The following is a 24,314-nucleotide window of genomic DNA, read 5'->3' as shown; positions in this document are numbered from 1 at the left end:
GCCATGCCAAGGCCTTTCGTGACAATCGACGCCGCCCGCAAAAATCTGACGGCAATCGAAAATTCCGCTGTCGACGACTTGCTGGCCGGCAGGCTCGACCGCCGCGATTTCCTGCGTCATGGCAGCGTGCTCGGCCTTTCCCTGCCGTTCCTGGCCAGCCTTGTCGCGGCTGCCGGCCTCGGCACGCAAAAGGCCCGCGCCGAGGGCAAGCCGGGCGGCACGGTGCGCGCCGGCGTCGCCACGCCGGGCGGCGCCATCGATCCCGTCACCTACTATGACAGCGGGAGCTACCAGCTGGTTTTCCAGACCGCCGAATTCCTCTGCGTCACGCAGCCGGATCTCACCTTGAAGCCGGTGCTGGCGGAAAGCTGGTCGCCGAACGCGGACGGCAGCGTCTGGACCTTCAAGCTGCGCAAGGGCGTGAAATTCCACAATGGCGAGGACTTCAAGGCCGACGACGTGGTCGCGACCTTCGACCGCCTCGCGGACCCCAACGGCGCCTCGAACGCGCTTTCGGTGTTCAAGGGCCTGCTGTCGAAGGGCGGCACGCAGAAGGTCGACGACCACACTGTCGCCTTCCATCTCGATGCACCCAACGGCAGCTTTCCCTATTCGGTGTCGATCGACAATTACAACGCCGTCATCCTGCCGGCGAGCTACAAGGGCGACTACGAAAAGACCTTTGAAGGCACCGGTCCGTTCCGGCTGGAGAGCTATACGCCGAAGGTCGGCGCGACCTTCGTGCGCAACCCCGACTATTGGGGCGAGAAGGCGCTGCCCGACCGGCTCGAATTCAAATTCTACGGCGACGTGCAGCCTCGCATCCTGGCGCTGCAGGCCGGCGAGGTCGACGTCCTCGACGCCGTTCCGCTCGATGTCAGCCAGGTGGTGGTCAACAGCCCCGACATCACCGTGCTGCGTGTCGCCTCGACCGCGCATCGCCAGTTGCACATGCGCTGCGATACTGGTCCGTTCACCGACAAGCGCGTGCGCCAGGCGCTGGCGCTCAGCATCGACCGTTCCAAGCTGGTCGATGGCCTCTGCCGCGGCATGGCGGCGACAGGCAATGACAGCCCGTTCGCGCCGGCCTTCCCCGCCACCGACAAGACGGTGCCGCAGCGCGTCCAGGATATCGCCAAGGCCAAGCAACTGCTCGAGGCCGCCGGGCTCGCCAGCGGCTTCGACATGACCCTGACGACGCTGCGCTATTCCGACATCCCGGGCTACGCGCAGCTGTTCCAGAACTTCGCCAAGGAGATCGGTGCCCGCATCGCGCTGAACATCGAGGACCAGGACAAATATTACGGCAAGGCGGTGTTCGGCCAGTCGGACTGGCTGGACAGCCCGTTGGGGATCACCGACTACGCGCATCGCAGCGTGCCCAACGTCTTCCTCAAGAGCCCGCTGGTCAGCGACGGCCCGTGGAACGCGGCGCATTTCAAGAGCCCGGCCTATGACGGTATGGTCGCCAGCTATCTCAAGGCGCTCGACATCGGTGCGCAGCGCGCGGCCGCATCCGACATCCAGAAACTGCTGCTCGACGAGACGCCGGTGATCTTCAGCTATTTCCCGGATCTGCTGGTGCCGGTGCGCAAGAATGTCAGCGGCCTGCCGCCGATCGCCGCCGGACTGCTGCTCGATCGCGTATCGCTGGGATAGAGGCTGGATTGGACAATTCTGTCTTTCGGGCGGTGAGGCTATCCCCTGGCAGGCTGCAAAGAGCGATGGGGGGCCATCGCTCGAGCCGCTCGATGCAAGAGAAACCCGCCGCCCGGAAACCCTCCGACACAATGGTTCAATCCAGGTTCATCTCGCTTTGCGCCAACGCTCGATGACAAAAGAAAAGAAACGGGAGACTACCATTCGCAAGCCTCATTTGCGCGGTCGCGGACCGCATTTCCCCCTGCTCGACACTATCGTGCAGTATGAGTCGGAACCCGGCTATGTCGCCTTCACCATGCCGACGCAGAAGCGGCTGCGCGTGCAGGTGGGGTCGATGATCGTCGCCGACACGACCAAGGCGCTGGTGCTCTACGAATCCGACCATCTGCCGGTCTATTACTTCCCGATCAGCGACGTGCGCGAGGAGTTCCTGCTGCCCAGCACGACGACGACCGAGAGCCCGTTCAAGGGCGTCGCCACGCACTATTCGCTGAACACAGGCATCACGCTGGTCGAGGATGCGGCCTGGCGCTATGTCGATCCGGTCAAGGGGTCGCCTGACCTGTCGGACTACATGTCCTTCTATTGGCCCAAGATGACGCACTGGTATGAAGAGGACGAAGAAATCTTCGTCCACGCCCGCGATCCGTTCCGCCGGGTCGACTGCCTGCCATCCTCGCGACGGGTGCAGGTCATCCTTGACGGCGAGCAGGTCGCCGATTCACGACGCGGCGTGTTCCTGTTCGAGACCGGCCATCCGGTGCGCCACTATCTGCCGATCGCGGACACGCGGCTCGATATGCTCGCACCCAGCCGCTACATTTCACGCTGCCCCTACAAGGGCATCTCCAACTATTATCACGTGACGACGCCCAAGAAGCGGCACGAGAACCTCGTCTGGTACTATCCCGAGCCGGTGCACGAAGCCGAGCGCATCAAGGGCCTGGTCTGCTTCCACCACGAACTGGTCGACAAGATCTTGGTCGACGGCGTCGAAATCCCGAAGGAATTCACGGCCGCGTCCAGCGGCTATTTCTGAGCTGTCACTGGCTGACTGCGTTCGAAGTCAGCCAGGTTTCGAGTTTTCGTTCGCCCGGGCCGATGCTAGGCTCAGCTCTGGCGCCGGACGATTGCTCATGAAGACAGTACTTCATCATGCGACTCTGCCCTGGCTCGTTGCCCTGGCTCGTTGCCCTGGCCGCTTTGCCCGTGCCGGCGTTTGCCGAAAATGATCCGGCTTTCGAGCTGAAGCTCGACATCGACCAGGACGGCAAGATGGACAGGGCCGTGGTGATGCAGGAGCCCGGCGAACCGGCCGATCTGTATATTTACATGGCAGCCGGCGAGGAGAAGCTCGATCCCTCGCGCCCGCCCGACTTCGTCAAGAAGGAGCTGACCGAAGACCGGGTCATCGACCTTGAAGGCAAGGGCAAGGGATCGCTGGCGATGATGTCCTGCTTCGGCTGCGGCGCCAGCAAGTCGACGGAAGACACGCTGACAATCGTCTACCGCCATGGCCAATTCCTGGTCGGCGGCTACAGCCGCAGCTGGGACTGGAACCAGCAGACGTCGGATGGCGTCAAGACGACGGTGGGGGGCTGCGACATCAACTATCTCACCGGCAGGGGCACCGTCTCAAAGGACCTTGAGGACGGCAAGCCGATCAAGGGCAAATTCAGGCCAGTGCCGCTCAAGGACTGGTCCTCGGACAAGCGCCCCAAGGCTTGCGATTTCTGAAGAGGTTGATCGAACTGCCATGCAGCGCATACCCTCCCCTTAATTAGGGAGGACTATTGATGGATCTTTTCAAGCTGGACGGCGATGTCGCGCTGGTCACCGGCGCCGGCAGCGGAATTGGCCAGGCAATCGCGATCGGACTGGCTGAGGCAGGGGCTGATGTCGCCTGTTTCGGTCATGCATCGAAGGGTGGGCTGGAGGAGACCGCGCACCGGATCACGGCACTTGGCCGCAAGGCACTGGTGCTGACCGGCACAGTGACATCCGAAAGCGATCTCGCGGCGGCAATCGATCGCGTCGAGGCCGAACTCGGTGCACTGACCGTCGCCGTCAACAATGCCGGCATCGCCGGCTCGGAACCGGCCGAGACCTTGTCGCTGGAGACATGGCAGAAGGTGCACGAGGTCAACGTCGCCGGCGTGTTCCTGTCCTGCCAGGCCGAGGCGCGCAAGATGCTGGCGCGACGCAAGGGCTCGATCATCAACATCGCCTCGATGTCGGGCACCATCGTCAATCGCGGGCTGACGCAGGCGCACTACAACTCTTCGAAAGCCGCCGTCATCCACATGTCGAAGAGCCTTGCCATGGAGTGGGCCGATCGTGGCTTACGCGTCAATGTCGTCAGCCCGGGCTATACGCTGACGCCGATGAACAAGCGGCCAGAAGTGGCTGAGGAGATCAAGATCTTCAAGCGCGACACGCCGATGGGACGCATGGCGGCGCCTGAGGAAATGGTCGGACCGACGGTGTTCCTCGCCAGCCGCGCGTCGAGTTTCGTCACCGGCCTCGACCTGATCGTCGATGGCGGTTACGTCTGCTGGTAAGATCGCATCTCGCAGAACTTCGCCTGCGGTCTGAATTTGTGCGGCCGCGAGGCGTTAGTCGTTGCGCGAGATGAACGTTGGTATATATAATTTCACCCCATGAAACGGCGTTGGCGAGACGGGGCTTGCCGGGCCGGTAGCCGAGATCATGGGACCTTGATGGCTCGCACCTTGCAGGGCGCCGCAAGACTGGCAATTGATCCGCGGATGATCGCTGTCGTGGCGATGCATCGGCAGCCATGACGTTGACCTTCCCGGCATATTCCACCGTCACCGAAATTCAGCATCATTTCGCCTGCGCCGGCTTTAGCCGCGACGTGGCGGCAACGGCCTTGCGCAACGACCAGTCTTTCCACCACAATCATAAAAAGACGCAAGAAGGGAACCAACAATAATCGCCACAGCTTGAAGGAGAACAAGCATGTCATTTCGCAGCTATATCTCGAAGTTATCGATGAGTGCCGTCGCGCTCGCGACACTAAGCCTGTTGTCGCCTTCCGCCCACGCCGCCGCACCGGAATCCAACGACCCGATCAAGATCGCGCTGTTCGACTGGACCAGCGTCAACCTCAACGCCAAGATCCTCGGCGGCATCCTGGAAAAGCTCGGCTATACCGTCGAATATCCGACCGCCGACTACCTCTCGAGCCTCACCACCGGCCTTACCAATGGCGACCTCGATGTCGGCATGGAATTCTGGGACACGACCGCCGGCGAAGCCATGAAGGCGTCCGATGCCACCGGCCAGACCGAACGGCTCGGCAAGCTCGGCCCGAAGGCCAAGGAAGAATGGTGGTTTCCCGAATATATGAAGGAGAAATGCCCGACCTTGCCGGACTGGCATGCGCTGCTCGACCCGACATGCGCGGCTTCATTCTCGACAGCGGAGACGGCGCCGAAGGGCCGCTATCTCGGCGGCCCGGTGACCTGGGAAGGCTTTGACGACGAGCGCGTCGCGGCGCTGAAACTGCCCTTCACCGTGATCCATGCCGGCACCGACGCGGCGATGTTCGCGGAACTCGATTCAGCCTATCAGCGCAAGGCGCCAATCATGCTGTGGATCTATTCGCCGCATTGGGCGCCGGCGAAATACAAGGGAGAATGGGTGCAATTCCCCGAATACACGCCCGAGTGCTACAACGACCCGAAATGGGGCGTGAACCCCGATGCCAAATATGACTGCGGCAAGCCGCATGGCGAGATCTGGAAATATGCCTGGAACGGCATGAAGGACAAATGGCCGGTCGCCTACAAGGTGGCCAAGGCCTACACGATCGACACCGACGAACTCAACAAGATGAGCGGCGAGATCGACCTTGACGGCAAGACGCCGGAAGACGTCGCCGCCGCCTGGATCGCCGCGCACGAGGCCGACTGGAAAGCTTGGGCGCAGTGATCGTTCCGACTGGAGAAATGAGATCCGGCCGTTGATCGGTCGGGTTTCAAGTCTTGATGTTCCAGAAGGAAGATTGGATGACGACTGAACAGGGATCGGCGCAACCGGGCACGGATCACCGCCCGGTAAAACTTGCCTGCCGCAATGTCTGGAAACTGTTCGGGGCGAACGCGGCCAATTTCATCCGCGAGCGCGACGGCAGGGCCAGCATGGCCGATGTCACTGCCGCCGGACTGGTCGGTGCCGTGCGCGCCGTCGATCTCGAAATCCGCCAGGGCGAGATCTTCATCATCATGGGGCTGTCGGGCTCCGGTAAATCGACGCTGGTGCGCTGCATGTCCAGGCTGGTCGAGCCGAGCCACGGCAAGGTCGAGTTCGAAGGCAAGGACCTGCTCAAGATCTCCGACGCAGCCCTCATCGAGTTGCGGCGCCACCGCATGGGCATGGTGTTCCAGAACTTCGCGCTGCTGCCGCATCTCAATGTGCTGGACAACATCGCCTTTCCGCTCAGCATCCAGGGGCAAGACAGGCCAACACGCGAGGCGCGCGCCCGCGAGGTCATCGAACTCGTCGGCCTGCGTGGCCGCGAACATTTCTATCCTCGCGAGCTTTCCGGCGGCCAGCAGCAACGCGTCGGCATCGCCCGCAGCCTAGCGACAAAACCGGAGATCTGGTTCCTCGACGAGCCGTTCTCCGCGCTCGATCCACTGATCCGCCGCGAAATGCAGGACGAATTGATGCGGCTGCAGACCATGCTGCACAAGACCATCGTCTTCATCACCCATGATTTCGACGAAGCCATCCGGCTCGCCGACCGCATCGCCATCATGAAGGACGGCGAGGTCATCCAGATCGGCACACCAGAGGAACTGGTGGTCAATCCGGCCACCGACTATGTCGCAGAATTCACCCGCGACGTCGACCGCGCCAAGGTGATCTCGGCGCGCAGCCTGATGCGCGCCTGCGACGGCTCGGAGTATGGAGGGACCGTCGCGCCGGATGCCAAGATCGCCAGTTTCTCCGCCAGCATCGTTTCCGTCGGCAAGCCGTTCGCCGTGGTCAACGGCACCGGCAAACCTATCGGCGAAGTGACGCCGCAAGCCGTGATCGGGCTTCTGGCCGGCTTGGACAAACCGAGAGCCGGCGCATGACGGTGACGGCAAGCGCCAGCGAAGCAAGGCCGCCGGTTCAGCGCTGGCTGCTGGTCTGGGCGCTGGCACTTGCCGCCGTGCTGGTGGTGTTCCTGCTGCAGGAAAGTGTGCCCTGGGCAGTCAACTATCCGGCCGATGCGGTCGTGCCGGTCGCCGACTGGGTCAGCGCGCTGATGCGCTGGATCAAGTCGAACCTGTCATGGCTGACGCGCTCGATCACCGCGGTGCTCGGCGTGCCGCTCGACTTCGCGCTCAATCTCTTGGCCAAGAATTTCAAGATCGGCCACGGCGCGGACGCCTATGTCCTGCCGCGCCTGTCCTGGGTCGGGGTGTGCGCCACGGCTTTCCTCGCCGGCCATGCCGTGGGCGGTCGCAAACTCAGCCTGCTGGTCGGCGGCTGTTTCCTCTACATCGCTCTGTTCGGCCAATGGACCAGCGCCATGTTGACGCTGGCGCTGATTTCCATCGCCGTGCCGTTCTGCATCGTCACCGGCCTGTTCGCCGGCATCTGGGCCTGGCGCAAGCCTTGGGCGGAAAGGTTCATCGTCTCCCCTGCCCTAGACCTGATGCAGACCATCCCGACCTTCGCCTATCTCATCCCGATGCTGCTGCTGTTCGGCAACAGCCCGGTATCGGCGATGATCGCTACCGCCATCTTCGCCACGCCGCCGATGGTGCGGGCGACGATGCTCGGCCTGACGCGGGTGCCGCTGGAGATCGGCGAATTCAGCGACATGGCCGGCTGCACGGCGCGGCAGAAACTGTGGCGGGTGCTGTTGCCCTCGGCGCGGCCGACGCTGATGGTCGGCGTCAACCAGGTCATCATGCTGGCGCTGAACATGGTGATCATCGCCTCGATGATCGGCGCCGGCGGCCTCGGCTACGATGTGCTTCTGGCGCTGCGTGCACTGAAGGTCGGTGAGGCTATGGAAGCCGGGCTCGCCATCGTCGCGCTGGCGATCGCACTCGACCGGCTGAGCCAGGCCATCGCGCACAAGCAGGCAAAGGGTCATGTCCATCAGGAATCGAGCCCGACTCTTTGGCGGCGCTACCCCAACCTGACGCTGGCCATCGCCATACTTGCCGTCACCACGCTGCTTGGGCTGTTCGTGCCGGCTTTCGCCGCGGTGCCGAAGGCGATCACCTTCACCACGGCGCCGCTGTGGAAGGCGGCGGTGAACTGGGTAACGATCAACTTCTTCGACATCATCGAAGCGTTCCGCGTGGCGCTGATCCTCAATGTGCTCAACCCGGTGCGTGCCTTCTGCGAAGGCTTTCCGTGGCTCGGCGCGGTGTTCCTGCTCGGCCTCGCCGGCTATCAACTCTCGGGTCCGCGCCTGGCCGCCCTTGTCGCGGCGCTGACCGTCTTCTGCGCCGTCACCGGGCTGTGGGAAAAAACCATGGCGACGGTCTATCTCTGCGGCATCTCGGCCTTCATCGCCTGCCTGATCGGCATCCCGATCGGACTGATGGCCGCGCGCAGCGACCGCTTCGAGAAGATTGTCACGCCCATCATCGACACGCTGCAGGTGCTGCCGTCCTTCTGCTTCATCATCCCGGTTGTGATGCTGTTTCGGGTCGGCGACGTCACCGCCATGATCGCCACCGTGGCGTTCGCCGTGGTGCCGGCGATCCGCTACACCAATCACGGCATCAGGCAGGTGTCGCCGGCACTGATCGAGGCGGCCAAGGTGTCTGGCTGCACGCCGCGCCAGACCTTCTTTCGCGTGCAATTGCCGCTGGCGCTGCCGGAGATCATGCTCGGCGTCAACCAGACAATCCTGATGGCGCTGGCGATGATCATCATCTGCGCCATGGTCGGCACACGTGATCTCGGCCAGGAGGTGTTCATCGCGCTGTCAAAGGCTGATTCCGGCCGTGGCATTGTCGCGGGCCTCGCGATAGCCTTCATCGGCATCGTTGCCGACCGGCTGTTCAACGCCTGGACGGCGAAAGCGCGGGCAAGGCTGGGATAGGGCAGGACGATGCGCCGCGGCCTATTCCGCCGCGACGCCCTTCACTTCGAGATAGCTCTCCATGGAATCGTCCAGCGCCTGCAGCCACGGCGTATGGTGCAGCGGCGCCATGGTGCCGGTCATCAGCGAGCGGTAGGCGTGATCGCGGAAACTCATGATGTCTTCCGCCTTGTGGTGCTCCCACTCCATGAAGGTCTGGTTGACCGCCTCGACATCGAAACCCGGATAGTCGGTCTGCTCCATCAGTTCCTTGGTGTAGTCGCCCTGGAACCAGATCATCTGCTCGGCGTCTTCCAGCGTTTCCTCGCGCGCGCGCCACTTGGCGCTGTGCTCGGCCATCGCCTTGGCGGAGGGGAGCTTGATACGGCCCATGATGACGTCGCGAGCGTACCAGGCCTGCGCGTCGAACATGTTGAAGGTGTAGAACTGATCCTGCATGCCAATATAGAACAGCTTCGGATTCTTCTCCCAGACGACGCCCTCATAGAGGTCCAGCGGCCACATGCGGTTGGCGGTCTTGAGTTTCAGATCGTCGGTGAGGAAGGGGAAGGAATGCAGGTAGCCGGTGCACAGGATAATGGCGTCGACATCCTTGGTGGTACCGTCCTTGAAGTGAGCCGTCTTGCCGACCACCTTCTGCAGCAGCGGCACTTCCTTCCAATTCTCCGGCCATTTGAAGCCCATCGGCTTGGAGCGGTAGCTGGAGGTGATCGATTTGGCGCCATATTTGTAGCATTGCGAACCAATGTCCTCGGCTGAATAAGAGCGGCCGATGATCAATATGTCCTTGCCCTTGAACTCCATGGCGTCGCGAAAATCATGGCTGTGCAGGATGCGGCCGTTGAAGGTGGAAAAACCTTCGAAATAGGGCACATTGGGCACCGAGAAATGCCCGGAGGCAACGACGACATTGTCGAATTCTTCGGAATAGGTGACGTCGTTGGTGCGGTCATGCGCGGTGACGGTGAATTTCTTGGTCTCGTCCGAGAAAGTGACCATGCGCACGGGGCTGTTGAAGCGCACCCATTTGCGCACGCCGGATTTTTCGACGCGGCCCTTGATGTAATCCCACAGCACGGCGCGCGGCGGATAGGAACCGATCGGCCGGCCGAAATGCTCCTCGAAAGTGTAGTCGGCGAATTCCAGGCACTCCTTTGGCCCGTTCGACCAGAGATAACGGTACATCGAACCGTGCACGGGGTCGCCATGTTCGTCGAGGCCGGTGCGCCAGGTGTAGTTCCACAGGCCGCCCCAGTCGGATTGCTTTTCGAAGCAGACGATTTCGGGAATCTCGGCGCCCTTGTCGGCAGCCGACTTGAAGGCCCTGAGCTGTGCCAGCCCGGACGGTCCGGCTCCGATGACGGCAACGCGAGTTTTCATTTCCAGGCCTCCTCTTTTTTGATTTCCCCAGCGAAACAAATTTCACTGGGAGTGACAGTAATTGGCCCTTCCGCGCTGTCAACAGACATCTGCTGGAACGGCATTTGCGCGCAACGGATTCCTGACGAAAAACCCGCAGCGATTACAATCGCCGAGCCGGCACATGCGACACAAGATGGCTTGCCGTCGCGGTTGCGCTCATGTATCGGCACCTGAGATGTTCACCGTGAGTGAAATAAATCCTGAGGTTGCGGGGGCGAGATGGCAAAGACAATTTCCGGTTCGAAGGCTCGTCCTGGTCCCGCAAAAGCCAAGCCGCTGCCGAAGGCCTCGGCGGACGGCAAAACCATCCGCGCGCCGCTGACGCAGAACCCGCACGCCATCCGCGACACACGCGAGAAAGTGCTGGAGGTCGCGATCGGCCGCGAGGTGCGGGCGTTCCGCAAGAAGCTCGGCATCACCGTCGCCGATCTCGCTGTCGCCACCGACATTTCGCTGGGCATGCTGTCGAAGATCGAGAACGGCATAACCTCGCCGTCGCTGACCACCTTGCAGGCGCTGTCACGGGCGCTCGGCGTTCCCGTCACCGCTTTCTTCCGTCGCTTCGAGGAAGAGCGAAGTGCTGTCTTCGTCAAAGCCGGCGAAGGCCTCGATGTCGAGCGCCGCGGCACACGTGCTGGTCACCAGTACAATCTGCTTGGCCATATCGGCTCCAACACCAGCGGCGTCGTCGTCGAGCCCTATCTGATCAGCCTGACCGAGGACTCCGATGTGTTCCCGACCTTCCAGCATGAAGGGATGGAGTTCCTCTATATGCTGGAAGGCGAGGTCGTCTACCGGCACGGCGGCAACCTCTATCCGATGAAGCCCGGCGACAGCCTGTTCTTCGACGCGGACGCGCCACACGGACCCGAACAGCTGACGAAACTGCCGATGCGGTATTTGTCGATTATTTGCTACCCGCAGAACAGCGCGGGTTAGCTAATCTCCCCCCTCGTGGGGGAGATTAGCAGCTTCGGCGGCAGCTTAGTCCGGCCCAAACCCCGGGCTGGTAACACTCCCGTCATCCAGCCTCGACAGCCACTCCACCAGCGTCGGGCGGTAGCGCGTAAGGCCCTTGTAGGTCGCGAGTTCTTCAGGCAGGTCGCGGATGACGCGGTGCAGGCGCCGCGCCCATTTCGGCTGCGTCACCAACTCGTCCATCTTGATCAGGTAGCAGCGGATCGGAAAGACGATGCCGTTGGAGCGCGGCAGCCGCCAGAAGCTCTGCAGCTCGACGCGCAGATGGACCTTGTCGCCGACATTTTCCGGCGTCACGGTTGTCCGGTCCGGACCCCATTTGTGATAATTTTCCGGGCTTGTGTCGAGGCGCGGATTGATGGTCATCGTCCAGTTGAGACGACGCGCCGGCTTGCCTTGCTGGATGTTGGTGAGGAACTTCAGCGCCCGGGTAAAAATCCCCTTCTCATGCGCCAGCGGCACCGGCGCGTGCCACTCGAAAAAATTCATCCCTATGTCGAAATCGAGCGACCAGTCGGCCTGGGTGGTGACCATGCCGGCATCCATCCACAGATTGCCGTCGCGCTGATCGAGGATGCAGAAATCGCCCTGGCTCTGCCTCGTGATATATTCCATCGGGCCGTAAGGCAGCGTCGAGGTGTCGCCGAAGGTGAAGGTATCGTCGATGCCGAGCGGCCGGTTGATCCAGCGCCAGCGATCACCGTCGCGCGTCAGCGTGAAATGCTCGGGATAACCAAGCGCCTGCTGCTCCATCAAAAGCTCAAGCAGGTCCCAGCCGGCCAGCGTCATGTGCGGCAACGATTGGCAGCGCAGCGGATCCTCGGCCAGCACCAAAGCGCGATCCTGCATCTCGGCGACATAGTGTTCGTCGACATCGATCAGGTTCTCCAGCACGCTGCCCTTTGGGCCGACGACATGCGGCTCGATGTTGACGGCATACATATAGGCGTCTTCGTGGAACGGGAACGGGAACCGCCTGATATGCTCTGGGCTGTTCCTGAAGGTGAAATCGTCGCGGAACGTTTCCTTGCGAAAGGTGATGCCCATGATTTCCTCCTAGAGCGGGATGCCCGCTCTATCTCTTTGTTTAGCCGCATTTCTGCGACGCCAAGTGTATCCACTTGGCTGCAAAATGCTCTACCGCTCCAGCACCAGCGACCGGCCCTCGAAGCGCGACACGCACGGCATGATCTTGCAACCGGAGCGATGGTCTTCCTCGCTCAGCCAGTGGTCGTTGTGGATGAACTTGCCATCGTAGGAGATGACGTTGGTCTCGCACTGGCCGCAGACGCCGCCGCGGCAGAGATAGGGCGGATCCACGCCGGCCGCCTCGATGGCCTCGAGCAGGCTCTGCTGTTCGCCGACGCGGATCGTCTTGCCGCTGACGGCCAGCGTCACGTCGAAGGGCAGTCCGGGCTGGGGTGCCGCGAAATGCTCGAAATGCACGGCTTCCGACGGCCAGCCCAGGCTTGCCGCACGGTCACGCACCCAGTTGATCATGCCGGCCGGGCCACAGACATAGAGATGCGTGCCGAGCGGCTGCGTCGACAGCAGCCGGTCAAGGTCGATACGCTCGTCGCGGTCGTCATGGTAGAGCCTGATGCGTCTGTCGTAACGCTCCCGCAGCACGTCGGCATAGGTGCCGAGCGAGGCGGTGCGGCAGGTGTAGTGCAGTTCGAAATTGCCGCCCTCCCCGGCCAGCTGCGCGGTCTGCGCCATGAAGGGCGTGATGCCGATGCCGCCAGCAAGCATCAGGTGCTTTTTTGCACGCAGGTCGAGCGAGAACAGATTGACCGGGTAGCTGATCACCATCTCCAGCCCCGGCCTGACGCTCCGATGCATGAACAGCGAGCCGCCGCGGCCGACATCGTCACGGCGCACCGAGATCGTATATTCGCGCGTGTCGAGCGGCGAGCCCATCAGCGAATAGGGATTGAGCCGGGTGCGATCGCCGTCGCGCATCTCGACCACAACATGGGCGCCGCCGGAGAAGGTCGGCAACATCTGCCCGTCGCGCCGGCGGAAATGGAAGCGGGTGACCAGTTCGTTGACCGGTACGACGTCGCTGACCACGACATCAAGCTTGGTGGTGCCGGTGCTCATGGGAAGGCCTCCTCCATCGGAGGATTCTCAGAGCGATCCTCGGCGTTGATGCACACGCCCTGGAAAGCGGCGAGGCGCCTGGAATAGTGATCGCGCACCAGAAGCAGCAGCCCACAATGCGAACAGGTAGCGGGCTGCGTCGTCACGTTTTCGGTGATGCCTTTGCAGTGCACGCATTGCATGCGCCGTGCCAAGGAACCGCGATGCTCGGTCTGCATGGAGGTATGGTCGATGCCGGCTTCGAGCGCCACTTGCATGGCCTGGCCGATCAGGCCTTCGGTGCCGGCGAGGTAGAGGCGCAGGCCCATATGGGCATTGGCCAGCGTCTGCTTCAGCCTCGGCAGCAGGCTGGCGAAGGACGGCGCGAGATGGAACTGGGCCGGCCTCAGCCCTTCGAGCGCGCCGATATGCTTGCTGTCGGGCCCCGGGATAAAGACGATCTCGGCCCCGTCGAAGAAACCGGGCGGAGCCATCTTTGCCATATCGACGATCGCCAGCGCGCCTTCCGCATCGGCGATGAAAAGATGATGCTTGCCGGGCTGCGGGGACAGGGTCCCGTAAATGGGCCGGCTGATGATGGTCTTGGCTGCCATTCTCTCTTTGTGCCTTAAAACCCCTCGCTGTTTATGATGCCTCAACCCTTGGCGGTACGCTTGGTCTTTTTGGGATCGTCGAAAGGCAAGGGCTGCGCGGTCGCCTTGATCGATCCGCTCTTGTTGCGGATCTCGAGCTTGGTATCCTTGACCGCGCAGTCGACGTCGAGGCGGGCGATGCCCATCGATTTCTTGACCAGCGGCGAATACATGGCACATGTCACCACGCCGACCTTTTTGCCGTCGCGGTAGACTGGTGCGCCTTCGTCGGCGGGCTCCTTGCCGTCGAGCAGCACGCCATAGATCTTGAAGCGCTCCTTGCCCTTCAGCCGGTAGTGTTCCTCGGCCCCACGGAAGCCGGTCTTCCCAGGGCTGACGGTGAAGTCGAGGCCGAGCTCCCACAGCGTGTCGCCGGGGCCTTCGTTCTCGAACGGATACTTTTGGGAATTATCGTAGGGGTAGAAAAGCAAATAACTTTCGACACGCAGCATGTCGAGCGTGGTGAAGCGGCACGGAATGATGCCGGCGCTCTTGCCCTCGTCGAGAATCCTGTCCCAGATCGTGCCGGCGTCCTGGCCGCGGCAGAAGATCTCGTAGCCGCGCTCGCCGGTGTAACCGGTGCGCGAGATCATCACCGGGAAACCAAACAGCTGCGTCTGCATATGATGGAAGTAGTTGAGATCGCGGATACCGGGCACGTGCTTGGCCAGATAATCGACTGCAGTCGGTCCCTGCAGCGACAGATCGTGCAGATTGTCGTCGAAGCGCAGCGAGACATCGCGGCCCATCGCGGCGCGCTGCAATTCCTCATGGCCGGTGCCCGAACCATGCACCACCATCCAGCTGTTCGGGCCGGTGCGGTAGAGGATGCAGTCGTCGGTGAATTTTCCCGCCTCGTTCAACATGCAGGCATAGGCCGACTTGCCCGGATAGATCTTCTCCACGTCGCGCGTGGTGGCAAGGTCGATGAGATGCGAGGCATGCGGCCCTGATATGTGAACCTTCTTGAGCCCCGACACGTCCATCAGACCGGCCTTGGTACGGATGGCGATGTACTCTTCGTCGGCGTCCTTGTCGTAGGTCCAGGCGGTCCCCATGCCGCTCCAGTCTTCGAGCTTCGAACCCAGCGCGCGGTGGCGATCCGCCAGGGTCGAAAATCTCCAGGATGCCGTCATCCGCTCGTCCTCCGTTCAAAAATCCACTGTTCCCTGCTCCTTGGCGCGGAGGCCGGAGCTTTGGCTTGAATATTGACCGCAAACGCGGGAGAGCCGCAATCCCCTGAAAGCAAATAATTTCATTGTCAGGCAAAATTGGCCGTCCCGAGCAAATGGTTAACCCGACGTAAATTCATCTTGACAATTGCGGGAAACGGTCTGAATTTATGAAAAAAATTTCACTCTCTTGAAAGAGAGCGGTGCGCGGAGGATTCGGAACCGGGCGCCGGGAAAAGGGGAGAAACCGATGTCAGACCTGCAGCAGCGCATCGAAGCGCTGTACCGTTCCGACTTGCGCGGAGCCGCGTTGCTGATCATCTGCCTGTGGGCGACGATCCTCTTCGTCCTGCTGATGACCTGGCCACACATACCCGATGCCGGGATCAAGCTCGTGGTGGCAATCGCGGCCGCCGCGGTGCTGATCTTCAACACGGCCGCCATCCTGGCGATGGTCAAGCACTACAAGGAAGACAAGGACTTCATCTACGGGCTCGATATCAAGAACGCCGACGCCTTCCGCAACCGCAAGTCCTGAGGGGTAGAGAGCATGTCCCGCTACACGCCGCCGGAGCAGAGCAAGGCCGGGCAGATCTTCGATATCGTCGTGGTGGTCGTCGCCATATTCGTGGCGCTGTGGCTGCCGCTGAAACTGGGTCTTGCCGGAGCCGCCAAATCCATCGACGCGCTCGACGCCAAGACCTGGGAAGCGCTTGGCCAGAACCCGACGATGGCCTCGATCTGGGAAAAGCTCGGCTACACGCCCGAAACCGCGCACGACATCATCCAGAACCGTTTCCACTACGTCATCGACTGGCCGACGCTGATCATCATGGCGGCGGTGCTGATCGGCTATTTCGTCTTCCTGTTCCGCGCATCCGACCGCGAATATCGCGACGTCATCAACGAAAAGTTCGACGACAAGTAATCCGGGGGACGCATCATGTGGGTGGCACTCTCTTACGCATCTTGGGGCATATCGATCGTGCTCGCGCTGTGGATGCTCTACGACTGGTTCAAGGTGGATACCACCTATACCGAGGATGTCCTGACTTCCTCACGCGAAGGCGAGCTTGAAGCCGTTTCCGAAAAACACCGGATCTGAGTGGGGATTGAACAATGACGATCACGCTTGAGCCGGTAATCCACGGGGACAGGGTCTCACTGCTACGCGTGCTTGGCCCGGCCCATGTCTGGGCGCTCGGCGTCGGCATCGTGCTGGTCGGCGAGTTCACCGGCTGGAATTTTGCCGCCGACAAGGGTGGCGCGCTGGCGGCGCTGATCGTCTGCTGGATCGTCGGGCTGCTCTACACCTCGGTCGCCATGATCGATTCCGAGGTGACATCGACCGTCGCCGCTGCCGGCGGCCAATACGCGCAGGCCAAGCACATCGTCGGACCGCTGATGGCTTTCAACGTCGCGCTGTTCCTGGTCTTCGCCTACACCATGCTGGAAGTGTCCGATGCCATCCTGCTCGGCGACACCATCGTCGCCAAGGCCGGCGTCGAAGGGCTCACGCACAATTCCTTCATCGCCGCCACCATCGTGGTGCTGGCGTGGCTCAACTATCGCGGCGTGCTGATGACGCTTAACGTCAACTTCGTCATCACCGCGATCGCCTATATCGCTATCGTCATCCTGTTCTTCTCGGTCAGCCCGTGGACGCAAGGCGCCGTGCTGAAGCTCAATGAGCTGGTCACTCCCGAAAACGCTCTGCCCTATGGCTGGATCGGCGTCATCGCCGCCTTCCAGTTCGGCATCTGGTTTTATCTCGGCATCGAAGGCACAACGCAGGCGGCCGAGGAAGTGCGCTCGCCGGCCCGCTCCCTGCCCTACGGCACCATGGCTGGCATGATCACGCTTCTGATCGCCGCCGCCATGACCTGGTATGTCTGCGCCTCCCTGATGCCGTGGGAATATCTCGGCATCACCTACTATCCGCTGTGGGACGCGGGCAAGCTGACCGGCAGCCCGCTGCTCGAGAACCTTTTGTTCATCGCGACGCTGCTGGCGGCGCTTGCGTCGGCCAATGGCTGCATCAACGACGCGGCACGGGCCTGGTTCTCGCTCGGCCGTGACCGCTATCTGCCGAGTTGGTTCTCGGCCGTACACCCGAAATATCGCACGCCCTATCGCTCGATCCTGTTCCTTTTGCCGATCGCGCTTGCCTTCGCCTTCATCGCCGACCTCAACCAGGCGATCACCTTCTCGATCCTGTCGGGCGTGCTGCAATATACGTTCATGAGCATCAACATCATCATGTTCAGGAAGAAGTGGCCGCTCGGCTCGATCCGCCGCGGCTACACGCACCCCTTCCATCCGCTGCCGGCGATCGTGCTGTTCTGCCTGTGCGTGGTGACCTTCTTCGCGATCTTCCTCGGCTTCGGTTCGCAGCTGATCGCGATGGTCGCCTTCTACTTCCTGATCTCGCTGTGGTTCCATTTCTACCGCTACAAATTCGTGCGGCGCGGCGACCAGTTCACCATGCCGTGGCCGAAGCCCCAGGGCTATTGATGGGAGAAGGCCCGTCCGGATACTGGGCGGGCCTGGCATGACGAAATGTCCGACGTGACGTCAGCACTGCTTGCCGGAGCAATTGTCCTGGCCCTCGTCCTTCACCTTGCCTGGCTGGCGCGCGCCAGCCGCAACAGGGCGGCAGTGGCGCTCGCCGTCGAACAAGCCAACATCCGCACCGTCATTGCCGACGCAGCCGATGTTTCGGACGGCACCGCCGGTGTCCTCACCTGGGAAGGATCTTGGAATGGCCAGCGCGTCCAGATACGCACCATCGTCGACACGCTCGCGACGAGAAAACTTCCGGCGCGCTGGCTGAGCGCCTCCATCACCGAAAAGGTGGCGGTGCCAGGCACTTTCGACATGATGATGCGGCCGGGGTCGCCAACGACCTTCTCCAATTTCGATCATCTCGATCATACGCTGCCGAAGAGTTCGGCATTGCCGGCCGAGGCTGTGGTGCGGACGGATCGCAAAGGCGTCCGCTTCCCGCAGGAGATCATCGCCGATCACCTGGGGATCTTTTCCGAAGGGCGCGCCAAGGAACTGCTGATCACTCCGAACGGAGTGCGCATCGTCTGGCTGCTGGCGGAGGCGGAACGCGCGCGCTACGGCGTCTTCCGGCAAGCCGAATTTGGCGACGCCACGCTGGACCCGACACAGATCGAGAGACTGCTGGAATCAGCGTCGACGCTTCGCGACGCCATCAACAGAAACGACAGGCAAGCCGCATGACCAATTCAGCCGCCGCACCCGCGCCTCCAAACCCCTATCTGGTACTCAGCGCGGCAATCGTCCTGCCGGCTAGCGGACATGTCATTCTCGGAGTGCCGGTGCGCGGCCTGCAGTTTCTTTTCTTCATGGTGATCCTGGCATGGGTGACGGCCAAGATCGCCCCGCCTGATGCCAGCTTCGTCGGCCGCCATGCGGGGGGCTTCCTGATCTATGCCTTGTCGGTCCTCGATGCCTACAAGTTGGCCCGCATCCGCCATGCCCAATGGGTTCACAGTGCCCGGCAGGACAGCGATAGTGGGCATGGCGGCATTGCGCCGCATACGTAACTAGAGGAAAATTTTTTTCATATGATTGAATTTATGGGACTCATTCGATACATCATCGTCTAGCTACAAACGCCGGGAGGCTGACATGTGCGGAATCGTCGGACTTTTTTTGAAGGACAAGTCGCTTGAGCCTCAACTTGGCTCGATGCTGTCACAGATGCTGATCTCGCTCAGCGATCGCGGCCCGGACAGCGCCGGCATCGCCATCTACGGCGCGCCTTCCAAGAATCAAGCCAAGATTACCATCCAATCGGCCAAGCCGGAGCGCGATTTCCGCGGACTTGACACCGAACTCGCCAAGGCCATCGGAACGCCGGTGAGCATCGCGGTGAAATCGACCCATGCCGTGGTCAGGACCACGCCCGCCAAGATCGACGAAGCGCGCGAGGCCATCCAGGCACTGCGTCCCGACATCCGCATCATGGGTGCCGGCGACGTTGTCGAAATCTACAAGGAAGTCGGCCTGCCAGAGGCGGTGGTCGACCGTTTCGACGTCCGCAGCATGACTGGCACGCATGGCATCGGCCACACCCGCATGGCAACGGAATCGGCGGTGACGACGATGGGCGCGCATCCGTTCTCGACCGGCGCCGACCAGTGCCTGGTGCACAATGGCTCGCTTTCGAACCACAACAATGTCCGCCGCGAGCTGGTTCGCGAAGGCATGAAATTCGAGACCGAGAACGATACCGAAGTCGCGGCCGCCTATCTCTCCTCGCAGATGGCGCATGGCAAGAATCTCGGCGAAGCGCTGGAAGGCACGCTCTCCGATCTCGACGGCTTCTTTACCTTCGTCGTCGGCACCAAGAACGGCTTCGGCGTCGTGCGCGATCCGATCGCCTGCAAGCCCGCCGTCATGGCCGAGACCGACCAGTATGTCGCCTTCGGCTCGGAATATCGCGCGCTGACCAAGCTGCCCGGCATAGACAATGCGAGGGTCTGGGAACCGGAACCCGCAACCGTCTATTTCTGGGAGCATTGAGTTCATGCCGGCAACCAAACTTTCGAAGGCCGCGACGCAAGACCACGCCTCCCGAATCTTCGATCTCGATGTGTCGTCGCTGCGCGAGCTCAACCAGGCGCTGCACAATCTGGCTCCCGGCTCGAATGAAACGGCATGGGAAGTGCTGCACCCGAAGGGCAGCCATTCGGTCGCCGTCGGGGTCGACCAACCTGTTACCATCGATGTGCGTGGCAGCGTCGGTTACTACTGCGGCGGCATGAATTCCGGCAGCACCATTACCGTCCATGGCTCGGCGGGCCCCGGTGTCGGCGAGAACATGATGTCGGGATCGATCATCGTGAAAGGCGATGCCAGCCAGTATGCCGGCGCAACCGGCAAGGGCGGCCTGTTGGTCATCGAAGGCAACGCGTCGTCGCGCTGCGGCATTTCGATGAAGGGCATCGACATCGTCGTGCACGGTAATATCGGCCACATGTCGGCCTTCATGGCGCAGTCCGGCAATCTGGTGGTGCTGGGCGATGCCGGCGATGCGCTGGGCGATTCCATCTACGAGGCGCGGCTGTTCGTGCGCGGCAAGGTCGACAGCCTGGGTGCCGACTGCATCGCCAAGGAGATGCGGCCCGAGCATCTCGAGTTGCTGCAAGGCCTGCTCGACCGCGCCGGCATCACCGGCGTCAAGCCGTCGGAGTTCAAGCGCTACGGCTCGGCGCGCACGCTCTACAATTTCAATATCGACAACGCCGACGCGTATTGAGGCAGCATGACCTACAAGAATCCGCCGACGACGCCGCGCAAATCCGCGACCTTCGACGACTACACGCTTTCCGAAATCCGCCGCGCCGCGGCAACCGGCATCTATGACATCCGTGGCGGTGGCGCCAAACGCAAGCTGCCGCATTTCGACGATCTTCTGTTCCTTGGCGCCTCGATCTCGCGCTATCCGCTCGAAGGCTATCGCGAGCGCTGCGACACCAGTGTCGTGCTGGGCTCCCGTCATGCCAAGAAGCCGATCGAACTGAAGATCCCGATCACCATCGCCGGGATGAGCTTTGGCTCGTTGTCCGGCCCGGCCAAGGAAGCCCTCGGTCGAGGCGCGACGCTGGCCGGCACCTCGACCACCACGGGCGATGGCGGCATGACCGAGGAAGAGCGCGGCCATTCCAAGACGCTGGTCTATCAGTACCTGCCATCCCGCTATGGCATGAACCCGCGCGACCTGCGCCGGGCCGATGCCATCGAGGTCGTTGTCGGCCAGGGCGCCAAGCCCGGTGGCGGCGGCATGCTGCTCGGCCAGAAGATTTCCGACCGTGTCGCAGAGATGCGCACGCTGCCCAAGGGCATAGACCAGCGCTCGGCCTCACGCCACCCCGACTGGACCGGACCCGACGATCTCGAGATCAAGATCCTCGAACTGCGCGAAATTACTGACTGGGAAAAGCCAATCTACGTCAAGGTCGGCGGCGCGCGCCCCTATTACGATACAGCGCTTGCGGTGAAGGCCGGCGCCGATGTCGTCGTGGTCGACGGCATGCAGGGCGGCACGGCCGCCACGCAGGAAGTGTTCATTGAAAATGTCGGCCAGCCGACGCTCGCTTGCATCAGGCCGGCGGTGCAGGCGCTGCAAGATCTCGGCATGCACCGCAAGGTGCAGCTGATCGTCTCCGGCGGCATCCGCAACGGCGCCGATGTCGCCAAGGCGCTGGCGCTAGGCGTCGATGCCGTCTCGATCGGCACGGCAGCCTTGGTCGCGCTCGGCGACAACGATCCGCGCTGGGAGGCGGAGTACAACGAACTCGGCACCACGGCCGGAGCCTATGACGACTGGCATGAGGGCCGCGACCCCGCCGGTATCACCACGCAGGATCCCGAACTGATGAAGCGGGTCGACCCGGTGGCCGCCGGCCGCCGGCTGGCCAACTACCTCAAGGTGATGACGGTCGAGGCGCAGACCATCGCCCGCGCCTGCGGCAAGAACAGCCTGCACAATCTCGAGCCCGAGGATCTCGTCGCGCTCACCATCGAAGCCGCCGCCATGGCTGGCGTACCGCTGGCCGGCACCAACTGGATACCGGGGAAGAACGGCTTCTAACATCACGAAATCCATAAGCGAGGGAACTACATAATGGGGAACGATCTCGCCGCATTCGCCAAGGAGAACGGCGTCAAATATTTCATGATCTCCTACACCGACCTGTTCGGTGGCCAGCGCGCCAAGCTGGTGCCGGCGCAAGCCATCGCCGACATGCAGAAGGACGGCGCCGGCTTCGCCGGGTTCGCCACCTGGCTTGATCTGACGCCGGCGCATCCGGACATGCTGGCGGTGCCGGATCCGGATTCGGTCATCCAGCTGCCATGGAAGCCCGACGTCGCCTGGGTCGCCGCCAACTGCGTCATGGACGACAAGGAGGTCGACCAGGCGCCACGCAACACGCTGAAGCGACTGATCTCGGAGGCTGCCGGCGACGGCATGCATGTGAAGACCGGCGTCGAAGCCGAATTCTTCCTCATCTCCCCGGACGGCAGCGTCATCTCCGACAAGTACGACACGGCCTCAAAGCCCTGCTACGACCAGCAGGCCGTGATGCGCCGCTACGACGTCATCGCCGAGATCTGCGATCACATGCTGGCGCTGGGCTGGGGGCCCTACCAGAACGACCACGAGGATGCCAACGGCCAGTTCGAGATGAACTGGGCCTTCGACGATGCGCTGGCAACCGCCGACAAGCATTCGTTCTTCAAGTTCATGGTCAAGTCGGTGGCCGAGAAGCACGGCCTGCGCGCCACCTTCATGCCAAAACCGTTCCAAGGCCTGACCGGCAATGGCTGCCATGCCCACATCTCGGTGTGGGACAAGGCCGGCAAGACCAATGTCTTCGCCGACAATTCGATGGAGCTCGGCCTGTCGGCCAAGGGCAAGAATTTCCTCGGCGGCATCATGAAGCATGCCTCGGCCTTGGCCGCGATCACCAACCCGACGGTCAACTCCTATAAGCGTATCAACGCGCCACGCACCATCTCGGGCGCGACCTGGGCGCCGAACACCGTCACCTGGACCGGCAACAACCGCACCCACATGGTGCGCGTGCCAGGCCCCGGCCGCTTCGAACTGCGCCTGCCGGACGGTGCGGCCAACCCTTATCTGTTGCAGGCCGTCATCATCGCCGCCGGCCTCGACGGCATCCGCTCGAAGGCCGACCCCGGCAAGCGTTACGATATCGACATGTACCAGCACGGCCACACGGTGAAGGGCGCGCCTAAACTGCCGCTCAACCTGCTCGACGCGCTCAGGGAGTTCGACAAGGATAAATCGCTGAAGACGGCGCTGGGTGAGGAATTCTCGTCGGCTTACCTAAAGCTGAAGCACCAGGAATGGAATTCCTATGCTTCGCACTTCACGCAATGGGAGCGCGACCACACGCTGGACATCTAGCCATACCAGCGGTGCGAGCGACCTCGGAATGAACTGATGAAATACTCGATCTTCTCGCTCGCTCGTGCCGCCCTTTCCGGCCACAAGACCTGGCAGCGTACCTGGCGCGACGCCACGCCGAAGGATCGCTATGACGTGGTGATCGTCGGTGGTGGCGGCCATGGCCTGGCCACGGCCTGGTTCCTCGCCAGCGAATACGGCATCAGGAACGTCGCGGTGCTGGAAAAGGGCTGGATCGGCTCCGGCAATGCCGGCCGCAACACCACCATCATCCGCTCCAATTACGGCCTGCCCGGCAATACCGGCTTCTACGAACTGTCGATGAAGCTGTGGGAGCGGATGGAGCAGGATCTCAACTACAATTCGATGGTCAGCCAGCGCGGCGTCATCAACCTTTACCATTCGGACGCGCAACGCGACGCCTATGCGCGGCGCGGCAACACCATGCGTATCAACGGCATCGACGCCGAACTGCTCGACCTCGCAGCAGTCAAGAAGATGATGCCCTTCCTGAATTTCGACAATGCGCGCTTTCCAGTGCAAGGCGGGCTGTTGCAGCGGCGCGGCGGCACGGCGCGGCACGACGCCGTGGTCTGGGGCTACGCCCATGCGGCGAGCGGGCTCGGCGTCGACATCATCCAGAATTGCGAGGTGACAGGCTTTGTCTGGGACGCCAACGGCAAGGTAACCGGCGTCGAGACCTCGCGCGGCAGGATCGGCGCCGGCAAGGTCGGCATGGCGGTCGCCGGCTCCTCGTCGCGCGTCGCTGATATGGCGGGGCTGCGCCTGCCGATCGAAAGCCATGTGTTGCAAGCCTTCGTCTCCGAGGCGATCAAGCCGCTGATCCCCAACGTCATGACCTTCGGCGCCGGCCATTTCTATGTCAGCCAGTCGGACAAGGGCGGGCTGGTCTTCGGCGGCGACATTGACGGCTACAATTCCTACGCCCAGCGCGGCAATCTGCCCGTGATGGAGGATGTCTGCGAGGGCGGCATGGCACTGATGCCGATGATCGGCCGCGTGCGCCTGCTGCGCCAGTGGGGCGGCATCATGGACATGTCGATGGACGGTTCGCCGATCATCGACAAGACGCCGGTCGACGGGCTCTATCTCAACGCCGGCTGGTGCTATGGCGGCTTCAAGGCAACGCCAGGTTCCGGCTTTGTCTTTGCCCATCTTCTGGCCCGCGACACGCCGCACGAGGAGGCAGCACGGTTCCGCCTCGACCGGTTCCGGACTGGCGCCATGATCGACGAAAAGGGCCAGGGCGCCCAACCGAACCTGCACTGAGG

Annotated in this window: 25 protein-coding genes; 20 read left to right on the top strand and 5 right to left on the bottom strand. The window is 62.3% G+C overall.

Features of this window, described 5'->3' with window-relative positions:
• The first annotated feature begins 3 nt into the window (after positions 1–3).
• The 8 genes from AC1VON_RS14745 to AC1VON_RS14710 all read left to right on the top strand — a co-directional run bounded on the left by AC1VON_RS14745 (position 4) and on the right by AC1VON_RS14710 (position 8,746).
• Entirely contained in the window at positions 4–1,659 is a 1,656-nt protein-coding gene (locus AC1VON_RS14745) for an ABC transporter substrate-binding protein (protein WP_483123935.1), read from the top strand.
• Positions 1,660–1,831: 172 nt separating this feature from the next.
• Positions 1,832–2,701 carry a DUF427 domain-containing protein gene (locus tag AC1VON_RS14740; protein ID WP_483123934.1) on the top strand — a complete coding sequence of 290 codons (870 nt, stop codon included), beginning with the start codon at positions 1,832–1,834 and terminating at the stop codon, positions 2,699–2,701.
• Positions 2,702–2,817: 116 nt separating this feature from the next.
• Positions 2,818–3,399 (top strand): hypothetical protein, encoded by a 582-nt coding sequence (locus AC1VON_RS14735; RefSeq protein WP_483123932.1) that lies wholly within the window; start codon positions 2,818–2,820, stop codon positions 3,397–3,399.
• A 59-nt stretch (positions 3,400–3,458) separates the two neighbouring features.
• On the top strand, positions 3,459–4,223 hold the full coding sequence (locus AC1VON_RS14730) for an SDR family oxidoreductase (RefSeq protein ID WP_483123928.1): 765 nt from the start codon (positions 3,459–3,461) through the stop codon (positions 4,221–4,223).
• A 239-nt stretch (positions 4,224–4,462) separates the two neighbouring features.
• Positions 4,463–4,618 (top strand): hypothetical protein, encoded by a 156-nt coding sequence (locus tag AC1VON_RS14725; protein WP_172351471.1) that lies wholly within the window; start codon positions 4,463–4,465, stop codon positions 4,616–4,618.
• Positions 4,619–4,644: 26 nt separating this feature from the next.
• Positions 4,645–5,619, top strand: a complete 975-nt coding sequence (locus AC1VON_RS14720) for an ABC transporter substrate-binding protein (protein WP_483123920.1) — start codon at positions 4,645–4,647, stop codon at positions 5,617–5,619.
• A gap of 77 nt (positions 5,620–5,696) precedes the next feature.
• On the top strand, positions 5,697–6,770 hold the full coding sequence (locus AC1VON_RS14715; protein WP_483123916.1) for a quaternary amine ABC transporter ATP-binding protein: 1,074 nt from the start codon (positions 5,697–5,699) through the stop codon (positions 6,768–6,770).
• Positions 6,767–8,746 (top strand): ABC transporter permease, encoded by a 1,980-nt coding sequence (locus AC1VON_RS14710; protein ID WP_483123914.1) that lies wholly within the window; start codon positions 6,767–6,769, stop codon positions 8,744–8,746. Before AC1VON_RS14715 ends, AC1VON_RS14710 begins: the two co-directional genes overlap by 4 nt.
• Before the next feature lie 21 nt (positions 8,747–8,767).
• On the opposite strand, the gene AC1VON_RS14705 is transcribed toward AC1VON_RS14710, so the two are convergent.
• Positions 8,768–10,126 carry an NAD(P)-binding domain-containing protein gene (locus tag AC1VON_RS14705; protein ID WP_483123910.1) on the bottom strand — a complete coding sequence of 453 codons (1,359 nt, stop codon included), beginning with the start codon at positions 10,124–10,126 and terminating at the stop codon, positions 8,768–8,770.
• 261 nt (positions 10,127–10,387) lie between these two features.
• Between AC1VON_RS14705 and AC1VON_RS14700 the strand changes: the two genes are divergently transcribed.
• Positions 10,388–11,107: a helix-turn-helix domain-containing protein gene (locus AC1VON_RS14700; RefSeq protein ID WP_483123906.1), complete on the top strand. Its 720-nt coding sequence runs from the start codon at positions 10,388–10,390 to the stop codon at positions 11,105–11,107.
• A 45-nt stretch (positions 11,108–11,152) separates the two neighbouring features.
• On the opposite strand, the gene AC1VON_RS14695 is transcribed toward AC1VON_RS14700, so the two are convergent.
• The 4 genes from AC1VON_RS14695 to AC1VON_RS14680 form a co-directional block, all read right to left on the bottom strand.
• Positions 11,153–12,193, bottom strand: coding sequence for a heme-dependent oxidative N-demethylase family protein (locus AC1VON_RS14695; RefSeq protein WP_172351477.1), 1,041 nt, complete (start codon positions 12,191–12,193; stop codon positions 11,153–11,155).
• Between the two features lie 90 nt (positions 12,194–12,283).
• Positions 12,284–13,249, bottom strand: a complete 966-nt coding sequence (locus tag AC1VON_RS14690) for a PDR/VanB family oxidoreductase (protein WP_483123900.1) — start codon at positions 13,247–13,249, stop codon at positions 12,284–12,286.
• Positions 13,246–13,842 carry a dimethylamine monooxygenase subunit DmmA family protein gene (locus AC1VON_RS14685; protein ID WP_483123897.1) on the bottom strand — a complete coding sequence of 199 codons (597 nt, stop codon included), beginning with the start codon at positions 13,840–13,842 and terminating at the stop codon, positions 13,246–13,248. The genes AC1VON_RS14690 and AC1VON_RS14685 overlap by 4 nt, the downstream gene beginning before the upstream one ends.
• Before the next feature lie 41 nt (positions 13,843–13,883).
• Positions 13,884–15,017: an aminomethyl transferase family protein gene (locus AC1VON_RS14680; protein ID WP_172351480.1), complete on the bottom strand. Its 1,134-nt coding sequence runs from the start codon at positions 15,015–15,017 to the stop codon at positions 13,884–13,886.
• 286 nt (positions 15,018–15,303) lie between these two features.
• Here AC1VON_RS14680 and AC1VON_RS14675 point away from each other — a divergent pair, with 286 nt between their 5' ends.
• The 11 genes from AC1VON_RS14675 (at position 15,304) to AC1VON_RS14625 (ending at position 24,312) form a co-directional block, all read left to right on the top strand.
• Entirely contained in the window at positions 15,304–15,591 is a 288-nt protein-coding gene (locus tag AC1VON_RS14675; RefSeq protein WP_172351481.1) for a hypothetical protein, read from the top strand.
• 12 nt (positions 15,592–15,603) lie between these two features.
• The gene (locus AC1VON_RS14670; RefSeq protein WP_483123890.1) at positions 15,604–15,981 is read left to right on the top strand and encodes a hypothetical protein; all 378 of its coding nucleotides are present in this window, start codon (positions 15,604–15,606) and stop codon (positions 15,979–15,981) included.
• Between the two features lie 15 nt (positions 15,982–15,996).
• The gene (locus AC1VON_RS14665) at positions 15,997–16,158 is read left to right on the top strand and encodes a hypothetical protein (protein WP_172351483.1); all 162 of its coding nucleotides are present in this window, start codon (positions 15,997–15,999) and stop codon (positions 16,156–16,158) included.
• Positions 16,159–16,172: 14 nt separating this feature from the next.
• Positions 16,173–17,567, top strand: coding sequence for an APC family permease (locus tag AC1VON_RS14660; RefSeq protein ID WP_172351484.1), 1,395 nt, complete (start codon positions 16,173–16,175; stop codon positions 17,565–17,567).
• Positions 17,568–17,612: 45 nt separating this feature from the next.
• Entirely contained in the window at positions 17,613–18,302 is a 690-nt protein-coding gene (locus tag AC1VON_RS14655; protein ID WP_172351485.1) for a hypothetical protein, read from the top strand.
• On the top strand, positions 18,299–18,628 hold the full coding sequence (locus AC1VON_RS14650) for a hypothetical protein (RefSeq protein WP_483123884.1): 330 nt from the start codon (positions 18,299–18,301) through the stop codon (positions 18,626–18,628). The genes AC1VON_RS14655 and AC1VON_RS14650 overlap by 4 nt, the downstream gene beginning before the upstream one ends.
• Before the next feature lie 85 nt (positions 18,629–18,713).
• On the top strand, positions 18,714–19,610 hold the full coding sequence (locus AC1VON_RS14645; RefSeq protein ID WP_483123881.1) for a class II glutamine amidotransferase: 897 nt from the start codon (positions 18,714–18,716) through the stop codon (positions 19,608–19,610).
• Positions 19,611–19,614: 4 nt separating this feature from the next.
• A complete protein-coding gene (locus AC1VON_RS14640; RefSeq protein WP_172351488.1) occupies positions 19,615–20,346 on the top strand; it encodes a GltB/FmdC/FwdC-like GXGXG domain-containing protein in 732 nt (243 codons plus the stop codon).
• Between the two features lie 6 nt (positions 20,347–20,352).
• The gene (locus AC1VON_RS14635) at positions 20,353–21,681 is read left to right on the top strand and encodes an FMN-binding glutamate synthase family protein (RefSeq protein WP_483123878.1); all 1,329 of its coding nucleotides are present in this window, start codon (positions 20,353–20,355) and stop codon (positions 21,679–21,681) included.
• Positions 21,682–21,714: 33 nt separating this feature from the next.
• Entirely contained in the window at positions 21,715–23,022 is a 1,308-nt protein-coding gene (gene glnT, locus AC1VON_RS14630) for a type III glutamate--ammonia ligase (RefSeq protein ID WP_483123876.1), read from the top strand.
• 36 nt (positions 23,023–23,058) lie between these two features.
• Positions 23,059–24,312: a sarcosine oxidase subunit beta family protein gene (locus AC1VON_RS14625; protein WP_483123875.1), complete on the top strand. Its 1,254-nt coding sequence runs from the start codon at positions 23,059–23,061 to the stop codon at positions 24,310–24,312.
• Positions 24,313–24,314 lie beyond the last annotated feature (2 nt).

Source organism: Mesorhizobium sp. HAY1-8B (genome assembly GCF_056868045.1).
Note: the sequence above shows the minus strand (reverse complement) of the source record. Positions and strands in the feature narration are given on the sequence as shown.

What these genes read in the sequence shown, in the direction of transcription:
- AC1VON_RS14665 (WP_172351483.1), top strand. Translation starts at nt 15,997, where the DNA reads ATGTGGGTGGCACTCTCTTACGCATCTTGGGGCATATCGATCGTGCTC.
- AC1VON_RS14680 (WP_172351480.1), bottom strand. Translation starts at nt 15,017, where the DNA reads ATGACGGCATCCTGGAGATTTTCGACCCTGGCGGATCGCCACCGCGCG.
- AC1VON_RS14655 (WP_172351485.1), top strand. Translation starts at nt 17,613, where the DNA reads ATGTCCGACGTGACGTCAGCACTGCTTGCCGGAGCAATTGTCCTGGCC.
- AC1VON_RS14705 (WP_483123910.1), bottom strand. Translation starts at nt 10,126, where the DNA reads ATGAAAACTCGCGTTGCCGTCATCGGAGCCGGACCGTCCGGGCTGGCA.
- AC1VON_RS14745 (WP_483123935.1), top strand. Translation starts at nt 4, where the DNA reads ATGCCAAGGCCTTTCGTGACAATCGACGCCGCCCGCAAAAATCTGACG.
- AC1VON_RS14725 (WP_172351471.1), top strand. Translation starts at nt 4,463, where the DNA reads ATGACGTTGACCTTCCCGGCATATTCCACCGTCACCGAAATTCAGCAT.
- AC1VON_RS14625 (WP_483123875.1), top strand. Translation starts at nt 23,059, where the DNA reads ATGAAATACTCGATCTTCTCGCTCGCTCGTGCCGCCCTTTCCGGCCAC.
- AC1VON_RS14685 (WP_483123897.1), bottom strand. Translation starts at nt 13,842, where the DNA reads ATGGCAGCCAAGACCATCATCAGCCGGCCCATTTACGGGACCCTGTCC.
- AC1VON_RS14650 (WP_483123884.1), top strand. Translation starts at nt 18,299, where the DNA reads ATGACCAATTCAGCCGCCGCACCCGCGCCTCCAAACCCCTATCTGGTA.
- AC1VON_RS14670 (WP_483123890.1), top strand. Translation starts at nt 15,604, where the DNA reads ATGTCCCGCTACACGCCGCCGGAGCAGAGCAAGGCCGGGCAGATCTTC.
- AC1VON_RS14640 (WP_172351488.1), top strand. Translation starts at nt 19,615, where the DNA reads ATGCCGGCAACCAAACTTTCGAAGGCCGCGACGCAAGACCACGCCTCC.
- AC1VON_RS14700 (WP_483123906.1), top strand. Translation starts at nt 10,388, where the DNA reads ATGGCAAAGACAATTTCCGGTTCGAAGGCTCGTCCTGGTCCCGCAAAA.
- AC1VON_RS14710 (WP_483123914.1), top strand. Translation starts at nt 6,767, where the DNA reads ATGACGGTGACGGCAAGCGCCAGCGAAGCAAGGCCGCCGGTTCAGCGC.
- AC1VON_RS14635 (WP_483123878.1), top strand. Translation starts at nt 20,353, where the DNA reads ATGACCTACAAGAATCCGCCGACGACGCCGCGCAAATCCGCGACCTTC.
- AC1VON_RS14730 (WP_483123928.1), top strand. Translation starts at nt 3,459, where the DNA reads ATGGATCTTTTCAAGCTGGACGGCGATGTCGCGCTGGTCACCGGCGCC.
- AC1VON_RS14645 (WP_483123881.1), top strand. Translation starts at nt 18,714, where the DNA reads ATGTGCGGAATCGTCGGACTTTTTTTGAAGGACAAGTCGCTTGAGCCT.
- AC1VON_RS14690 (WP_483123900.1), bottom strand. Translation starts at nt 13,249, where the DNA reads ATGAGCACCGGCACCACCAAGCTTGATGTCGTGGTCAGCGACGTCGTA.
- AC1VON_RS14695 (WP_172351477.1), bottom strand. Translation starts at nt 12,193, where the DNA reads ATGGGCATCACCTTTCGCAAGGAAACGTTCCGCGACGATTTCACCTTC.
- AC1VON_RS14660 (WP_172351484.1), top strand. Translation starts at nt 16,173, where the DNA reads ATGACGATCACGCTTGAGCCGGTAATCCACGGGGACAGGGTCTCACTG.
- AC1VON_RS14715 (WP_483123916.1), top strand. Translation starts at nt 5,697, where the DNA reads ATGACGACTGAACAGGGATCGGCGCAACCGGGCACGGATCACCGCCCG.
- AC1VON_RS14735 (WP_483123932.1), top strand. Translation starts at nt 2,818, where the DNA reads ATGCGACTCTGCCCTGGCTCGTTGCCCTGGCTCGTTGCCCTGGCCGCT.
- AC1VON_RS14720 (WP_483123920.1), top strand. Translation starts at nt 4,645, where the DNA reads ATGTCATTTCGCAGCTATATCTCGAAGTTATCGATGAGTGCCGTCGCG.
- AC1VON_RS14740 (WP_483123934.1), top strand. Translation starts at nt 1,832, where the DNA reads ATGACAAAAGAAAAGAAACGGGAGACTACCATTCGCAAGCCTCATTTG.
- glnT (WP_483123876.1), top strand. Translation starts at nt 21,715, where the DNA reads ATGGGGAACGATCTCGCCGCATTCGCCAAGGAGAACGGCGTCAAATAT.
- AC1VON_RS14675 (WP_172351481.1), top strand. Translation starts at nt 15,304, where the DNA reads ATGTCAGACCTGCAGCAGCGCATCGAAGCGCTGTACCGTTCCGACTTG.